The organism is Streptomyces sp. NPDC006208 (genome assembly GCF_040613775.1).
Taxonomy (GTDB): domain Bacteria; phylum Actinomycetota; class Actinomycetes; order Streptomycetales; family Streptomycetaceae; genus Streptomyces.
On record NZ_JBEXSW010000100.1, the window covers coordinates 1 to 7453 of the forward strand.

The 7453-nt window shown below is 68.4% G+C and carries 8 protein-coding genes and 1 pseudogene; 3 read left to right on the plus strand and 6 right to left on the minus strand.

What is annotated here, in order from left to right; all coding sequences use genetic code 11:
• Positions 1 to 257: 257 nt before the first annotated feature.
• From ABZ208_RS38510 to istA, 5 genes and pseudogenes are all read right to left on the minus strand, one after another.
• On the minus strand, positions 258 to 413 hold the full coding sequence (locus ABZ208_RS38510; RefSeq protein ID WP_356914107.1) for a DUF6131 family protein: 156 nt from the start codon (positions 411 to 413) through the stop codon (positions 258 to 260).
• 336 nt (positions 414 to 749) lie between these two features.
• Positions 750 to 1034, minus strand: a complete 285-nt coding sequence (locus tag ABZ208_RS38515) for a hypothetical protein (RefSeq protein WP_328399423.1) — start codon at positions 1032 to 1034, stop codon at positions 750 to 752.
• Between the two features lie 78 nt (positions 1035 to 1112).
• Positions 1113 to 1430 (minus strand): DUF6233 domain-containing protein, encoded by a 318-nt coding sequence (locus ABZ208_RS38520; RefSeq protein ID WP_356914112.1) that lies wholly within the window; start codon positions 1428 to 1430, stop codon positions 1113 to 1115.
• Positions 1330 to 1659, minus strand: coding sequence for a TspO/MBR family protein (locus ABZ208_RS38525; protein WP_356914113.1), 330 nt, complete (start codon positions 1657 to 1659; stop codon positions 1330 to 1332). The genes ABZ208_RS38520 and ABZ208_RS38525 overlap by 101 nt, the downstream gene beginning before the upstream one ends.
• Positions 1563 to 2438: pseudogene (gene istA, locus ABZ208_RS38530) on the minus strand (IS21 family transposase); the annotation flags it as partial. The gene ABZ208_RS38525 and the pseudogene istA, both read right to left, overlap by 97 nt.
• Positions 2439 to 2556: 118 nt before the next feature.
• Between istA and ABZ208_RS38535 the strand changes: the two are divergent.
• Positions 2557 to 4176, plus strand: coding sequence for an ISL3 family transposase (locus ABZ208_RS38535; protein ID WP_356914108.1), 1620 nt, complete (start codon positions 2557 to 2559; stop codon positions 4174 to 4176).
• Positions 4177 to 4331: 155 nt separating this feature from the next.
• Here the strand turns inward: ABZ208_RS38535 and ABZ208_RS38540 are convergent, their stop codons facing one another.
• Positions 4332 to 4754: a hypothetical protein gene (locus tag ABZ208_RS38540; RefSeq protein WP_356914109.1), complete on the minus strand. Its 423-nt coding sequence runs from the start codon at positions 4752 to 4754 to the stop codon at positions 4332 to 4334.
• 325 nt (positions 4755 to 5079) lie between these two features.
• Between ABZ208_RS38540 and ABZ208_RS38545 the strand changes: the two genes are divergently transcribed.
• Positions 5080 to 6048 (plus strand): YihY/virulence factor BrkB family protein, encoded by a 969-nt coding sequence (locus ABZ208_RS38545; protein WP_356914110.1) that lies wholly within the window; start codon positions 5080 to 5082, stop codon positions 6046 to 6048.
• Between the two features lie 739 nt (positions 6049 to 6787).
• Entirely contained in the window at positions 6788 to 7300 is a 513-nt protein-coding gene (locus ABZ208_RS38550) for a hypothetical protein (protein ID WP_356914111.1), read from the plus strand.
• Positions 7301 to 7453 lie beyond the last annotated feature (153 nt).

Here is a 7453-nt window from a genome sequence, read left to right on the forward strand (position 1 = left end):
GACGGCGCATCAGCCCGGCGTCGGCTATCACCTTCGACAGTCTGGCGAAGTCACTGCCGGACGTCTGTGAGGGCGGGGGACGAACAGGAGCATGAGGCGTCATCGCGACCGGTGCTTTCCGTCAGCTGGGGGATGTAGCTCGGTAGGTCAGTTTCACAGCGCGACGGAGCCAGCACCGAGCCATGCTGACGTTCGCTGCTGAGGGCATCGCCGACATGCTCAGCCGAAAATGCCCTGATGGAAGGTGCCGCGCGGCGCTACCAGTAATGCCGTCGTCCGCCGACCGCATGTCCTACCGCTCCCAGAATCCACAGCAGAACCCCGATCGCGACCAGGACGATTCCGATGGTCCAGAGAATGCCGATGCCGGCCACGAGGCCGATGACGAGCAGAATGACTCCGAGGATGATCATAACGCCCTCCAGTGAGGGACGTCCTCTGTAGGGCGCCCTCTTTCCTCGGCTCCCCGCCCTTTCGCGAAGCAAACCCGAATCTCGCCCTGACCAGCCCGCACGCCCCCGGCAGCAGCATTGCGACATGGTCGATTGGGGACGACCGACGATCTCTGAGCTGTTTTCAGTCTCGGACTGCATCGGCGGCCCCCTCGGAGCGCGCCGGGACACTGGGGGAAAGCATCGTCTACACGGCCAGCGCCTTAAGCCCGTCGAGGCGGGGCGCTCGCGCTATCGCCCGCCCCACGTGCCACGCCCGCCCCCGGATCTCAGACAGGGGCGGGCGCTTACGGATGGCTACACGACTTCCTGCTCCTCCTTGCGCGCCTTGCGGATGTCGCGGACGCTGGCGGTCAGGGTGCCGTCCTGCTGCTCGTAGTGAGAGAGGGCCAGCCCGAGGCCGAAGAACGTGGGCGCCCATTCGCCGACGAAGATGCCCCACCGGTCGGCGCGATCGAGCCCGACGCCTGGCTCGACTTTGAGTGAGGCGGCCCAGGTGAAGATGGAGAAGCCGATGGACATGAAGGCTGCGGTGTAGGCGTGCTCGCTGCGCAAGCCCTTTTCATGCAGCATCTTGATCATTACGGTCTCCCTGGTGTCTGGGGGACAGGACACTTTCACCAGGGTCACCCGGTTGGCGGTGGCTCGCATCTGGGGGTCTCAGGCCCCGCCGGGCTTGGGGATGCCGAGGACTCCCCATGGCTGGCAGATGTCGCACATCTGCAGCTCGGTGAACTGCTCCGCGGTGAGGAGGGCTTCGTCCTTGCTCAGGTAGCCGGCTGCTTTGCACAGCCCGCAGTCTCCGCGATGGAGTAGAGGGCGTTCCGGGCCGACGCGTTTGGGCTGGACCTTCCACATCTGTGCGATGCGGGCTGCGTCACGGCGGCGCCGGTCCCTTCTCCCTCCCGCCCCGACGGCTGCAGTTACGCTCGGCCAGCTCAGCGTTGAGGGCGGTCGCGAAGACGCACCAGGCCGCATACGGCAGCAGGGCGACGGCCGCAGTCTTGTCTGCCCGGACGACGCGGCCGATGAGCTGGACGTTGCTGACATCGAGCGCGAGGGTGGCCAGCAGGCCGGCGGCCGGGCTCTGCTTGCGGAAGAACAGCCAGTTGGCAGGGCCAGCATGCGGGAGCGGTCGGCCTCCAGCCGGTCCGAGGGGCGGGCCTGCAAGGTGCGGTGGATGCGCCGGTTGGCCTTGGTCAGCCAGTCGGCGAGCTGGATGTTGAAGTCGGATGGCGAGGTGAACACCCGCCCGGGCAGGAACGACGTCTCCAGATAGCCGTTGGCCCGCTCGACCAGGCCCTTGGCTTCTGGATCCCGCGGCTTGCAGAGCAGGAACTTGATGCCCAGCAGTCCGGCGAACGCGGCGAATTCGTCGGTCAGTTGAGGACCGCCCGGCCGCCAGGAGCCGACGGCTCCCTCGTTGTCCCAGACCAGCACCCGGGGGACGGCGCCCAGCTCGGTCAGCAGCCGCCAGTGCCCGGCGATCAGATCGGCCGCAGACCTGGAGGGCAGCATCCGCGCGGTGATCCACCGCGAGTAGCCCGCGACCATGACCAGCACCGGCGGCCGCCCGACCTGGCCGAAGCCTAGCGGGATGTCCGCAGGCGGGAACCACAGGTCGCACTGGCCGATCTCGCCCGGCTCATAGACGGTCCGCGAGGCCGGGTCCGCGGGCCGATAGGCCGGCCGCAGGTCCCGGATCCGATCCTTGAGCACGGTCAGACCGCGGTCCCAGCCGATCCGCTCGGCGATCACCGTCGCCGGCATCTCCGGCCATTGCTCGAGCAGTTCGCGGACCTGCGGCTCGACCACGTCCACGATCGACCCCTTCGGCGCCCGCTGGTACTTCGGCGGCGCGTCGTCCGCAATCGCCCTGCGGACGGTGTTCCTCGAGATCCCCAGCTTCCTCGCGATGGCCCGCACCGGCATCTGTTCGGCCCGGTGAAGCCGGCGGATCTCCGCCCAGTCCTCCACGCTGATCACCACTCCTCCCGGCCTGGCTCAACGAGCCAGACCCTTGGAGGGGGTCAACTTTCAGGTTCTGGATCACTTTCCGTGCCAGGGCCACGGAGGGTCACCGAAGCCGCGATCATGAACGGCCGTGGGTGATGTCCTCCTCCAGGACCTGTGGTTCCACCAGGTCGAAGCTGTCGTGATCGAAAACGTCGTGCCCGACGGCGAGTTGGTGGCTGTGCGGGCCCGGACGGCCGCGGAGCGAGCAGTGTGTCCGGGGTGCGGGACGCTGTCGTCCCGGGTGCACAGCCGGTACGTACGTCGGCTCGCCGACAGCGCGGTCGGCGGGCGCCCGGTATTGATCGAGTTACAGGTGCGTCGGTTCCGCTGCGGTCGACGTTCCTGCAGGCAGGCGACGTTCGCCGAGCAGGTCGACGGGCTGACCGTCCGGCACGGAAGGCGCAGTGCCGGGCTGCAGACGGTGCTGGAGCGTCTGGCGGTGATGCTGGCCGGCCGGGCCGGCGCCCGCCTGTCCCACGCTCTGGCGGCCGGGGTGAGCAGGTCGACGCTGCTGCGGTTGATCCGTCGCCTTCCGGAGCCCGAGACCTTGACACCACGGGTACTCGGGGTGGACGACTTCGCACTGCGCAAGGGCCACAACTACGGCACGATCCTGATCGACATCGAATCCCACCAGCCCGTCGACCTGCTGCCGGACCGGGCGACGTCGACGGTCGCCCGGTGGCTCGCCGACCATCCCGGCGTCGAGGTGATCTGCCGGGACCGCTCCACCGCCTATGCCGAAGCCGGACGTCTCGGCGCCCCGAACGCCATCCACGTCGCGGACCGGTGGCACATCTGGTCAAACCTCCCCGAGGCCGTTGAGAAGACAGTCGTCCAGCACCGCGCCCTGCTGCGCGAGCCACACGACTCCACCACGCCCCAGTTCATCGCGGACATGGAGAACACGAACCTCGAACCGCCCTCTCCCGCAGGGCTGCGGACAACTGGCCGGCTCTCCGACCGCGTCCGGGAACAGCACGCGGCCGTCCACGCCCTCCTCGACCAGGGCGTCGGAATGCGCGCGATCGCCCGCCGGTTCGGGCTGGCCCGCAATACCGTCCGCCGCTTCGCCAACGCCGCGGACCCGGACGAGCTCTTGGTCGGCCGGTGGACCGGCCGGGCCAGCATCCTCGACCCCTACAAGCCCTACTTGCACGAGCGATGGGCCGAGAGCTGCACCGTCGCCCGCCGCCTGTTCGAGGAACTTCGCGAGCGCGGCTACCCCGGCGGCGAGAACATCGTGAAGGTCTACGTGGCCAAGCTCCGCGAAAGCTTTCCGCACGACCCTTCCCGCAGAGCGCCGTCCGTGCGGAACGTGACCAGCTGGCTCACCCGCCATCCCGACCGCCTCACCGACGACCAGGCCCAGCAGCTCAAGACGATCCTGGCCCGCTGCCCCGCACTCGACCGCACCGCACACCACGTTCGCGCGTTCGCCGAGCTCATGAACAACCGACAGGGGAAGCACCTGGACCAGTGGATCACGAGCGTGAAGGCTGACGACCTACCCGCCCTGCACACCTTCGTCACCGGCCTCGGCCAGGACCGCGACGCCGTCGTCGCCGGCCTCAGCCTCCCCTACAGCTCCGGCGCCGTCGAAGGCCACAACAACAAGATCAAGATGCTGAAGAGGCAGATGTTCGGCCGAGCCAACTTCGACCTGCTCCGCAAGCGGGTCCTGCTCAGCGCGCAAGGCCGTTCATGATCGCGGCTTCGGTGACCCTCCGTGGCCCTGGCACGGAAAGTGATCCAGAACCACGATTCACGCGTCGCCGACACTCGAACAGGGCCCGGTAGTGGACCATCGCGCTCCGCAGTTCTTCCGTCGAGGTGTCCCTGCCTCCGGCTCGCGCGTTGATCTCAATGGGCGATGCGGTAGTGCTCCAGTGTCCGGGAGTGTTCGACCGAGAGGTCCCGCTTCTGTTGCTCGTAACTGTCGGTCGGGTAGCCACGCTCACTCATGAGCGTGGTCACGAGCCGGTCCGCCTCACCCACGGCCTGGTCGGGACGGTCGACGAAGTGCTCCTGCACACTCGTCCAGTCCCGGGCGTACCGGTCCCGGACCGTCGAGGGCAGCGGCCTGATCTCCAGAGTTTCATGCCGCTCCTCCCTCGCGCGCAGGTCGCGGCCGGCTGCTCCACGGCTGTGCTTCGCCTCGACCGTGCGCTCGTATTCCGGCCCGAAACGCTCCCGCAGGTGCCGGCGCCGGGCCATGGTCCACAGGGCCAGCGCGACCAGAGCCAGGACGACCACGACAGCCACGATGATGATGATTGTCGACATCGCATCCTCCACTCATTGACAACTCGCCCCGGCAGCCAGATCTGGGGCAAACGAGAGTTGCCGCCGCGGGTGCTGTCCCTTGGTGTGCCACATTCCAGGATTTCACAAATCGTGTAAATTGCGCTAAAACCGGGCAAATGGTGGGTTGATTGAAGTGCGCCTCGCGCAACACCCCTTTGGTGCCCACCTCTCCCGAGGCCCTGACCAGCGGCCAGGCCCTCCAGTCGCACGCACTGGGCACCGACCTCGCCACGGACAGCGGTGGGGTTTCGCCGCTGGATGCGTCGTTTCTCGCCGTGGGTACGCTGAGAGTGGGTGTCTCTTCATGGTCTGGCTGACGCGGCTTCCTGGGATCGCACGGCTGATGCGTACGCACGTGTGGCGGGCGTACGAGCGGCTGGTCAAGGTCCACTGGGCCCGGCTCGCCGCCGCCATCACCTTCACGAGTTTCGTCGCCCTCTTTCCGCTGATCACCGTGGGCGCGGCGATCGGCGCCAAGCTGCTGAGCGAGGACCAGCTCGGGAAGCTCCAGGACAAGATTGCTGACCAGGCGCCGGGCCTTTCCGGCCTGCTGGACCTGGACAGCCTCGTCGCGCACGCTGGGGCCGTCGGGCTCATCGCGGGCGCGTTGCTGCTCGTGATCGGCATCAACTGGGTCGGTGGCATGCGTGGGTGCCTGCGCGCGGTATGGGAGAAGGAGCAGGATCCGGGAAATCCGATCCTGCTCAGGATCAAGGACGCCGGGGTGCTGGTCGGTCTCGGAGTGGTCGGGCTGGTCGCGATCGGCAGTTCGGTGTTCGCGAACAGTGCGGTTGGCTGGGCTGCCGGCAAGGTCGGGATCGAGGGCGAGGCGGGACGGGCGCTGCTGTTCTTTGTCGGCCTGGCCATCGCCCTGCTCGTCGACTTCCTGCTGCTGGTCTACCTGCTCACCCGGCTGGCGCGGGTGCATCCCGGTCGGCGTGCGGTCGTGGTCGCCGGTCTGATCGGTGCGGTCGGCTTCGAACTGCTCAAGTGGTTGCTGACCGGCTATCTGCAGGGCGTCGCGGGGAAGAGCATGTATGGCGCCTTCGCTGTGCCGGTCGCCGTCGTGCTGTGGATCAACCTCATGGCCAGGCTGCTGCTGTTCTGCGCCGCCTGGACGGCGACGGCGGTGCAGGCGGGCGAAAGAGCCGAGGGTGAGGGCCCGGATCAGGGGATCAGCCCCGCAGTCGACGACGCACCACAGCGGGCGTCGGCCGACAGCGGCGCACCAGCAGCACCGCGCCACACGGCGCCTCCAGCGCGCGGCCCGTAATGCCGAACGCGGTGCGCGGGGCAGAGCCGATGCCGTTTGCCTGCCGGTCAGGCCGGTCGGCCACTGGCAGGTTCCCACCGCCGTCACGAGATCGGCTTCCGTCACTGGGCCGGCGGTGTTCGCTTCCGGCGCCGCGGCGGTTGCCGTGCGGACAGCGCGGGCGACGGCGAGGACGCGATGGTCCTCGGCGGTCGCCGGCTGGATCTCGACGTGTCTGCCTGAGGGTTCGCCACTGTCCTCGATCCGGACGGGGTGAGCGAGCCCTGCCCCGGCCTGGGGCTTGGGCAGTCCTGGAACTGGGGACGAGGCGAATCACTCCGGGTACGGCCGTCGCCGTGTCGGCGGGCTCTGCGGCCGGTTCTCGTACGGGCACCGGGCCCGGCGACGGGTGCAGCGGGCCAGCCCCGGCCGCCGGAGCCGGGTCCTCCAGCAGATCCGTCACCTGCAGGTCGACCTCGGCCGTCACCAGCCCCAGGCGCTCGGGCCGCGGCAAAGAGCTCATGCCCGCAACCGCTGCACGACCACGGGCAGGTACTGCCGGGCCGACGCGGAGAATTCTGATGCAGCACTCCGGCGCCTGGGCCCCTGAGCCGTTCGGGTCCCTTCCCGGCATTTCGCCCCGTCGGCTCCGTTCTCTCGCGGTTTGCTGTCGTGGTGCGGGGGAAATCCGACGCCGGCGCTCCGAGCCTGCCTCTGTACGCGGTCGCACCGTCGAGGACGGCAGAAAGAGGGCCCCAGGATGCATCGTGACAAGCTCGGGATCTACCTGAATGATCACCTGGCCGGTGCCACCTTCGGCATCGGGCTCGCGCAGCGCATCGCCCACCAGCACCGCCACTCGGCACGCAGCGCCGACCTCAAGCGCATCTCCGACGAGATCGCCAAGGACCGGCAGACCCTGCTTGAACTCATGGACGCACTCGGCGTCCCTGCACGCCGCTACAAGGTCTACGGTGGCTGGGCGGCCGAGAGGCTGGGGCGCCTGAAACCAAACGGCGTTCTGTACCGGCGCTCCGGGCTGAGCACGTTCATCGAGCTCGAGACCCTGCGGCTGGGAGTCGAGGGGAAGACCCTGATCTGGCGCACGCTGCTCGTCGTGGCCGCGGGCGAGCCCCGTCTGGATGAATCCCAGCTTCAAGATCTGCTGGACCGGGCGCGGGGCCAGATCGACACGCTGGAGAAGCTGCGCCTCACGGCAGCGGCGGCGATCTTCTCCCCCGGAGTGCACAGCGTGACCTCAGTCAGCCCATGAGACCGCGGTGACGTCGTCGCCCGTGGTAGTCGACAGGCATGCCGATGAAGCCACTCTTCGGCTGCGGTGTCCCTCGCTCGGCGACGGGTCCGAGGACTCCAGGTAAAGATCCGCCAGATTCTCACACAGCTCCTCGGCCTGCCAGCGGTTCAC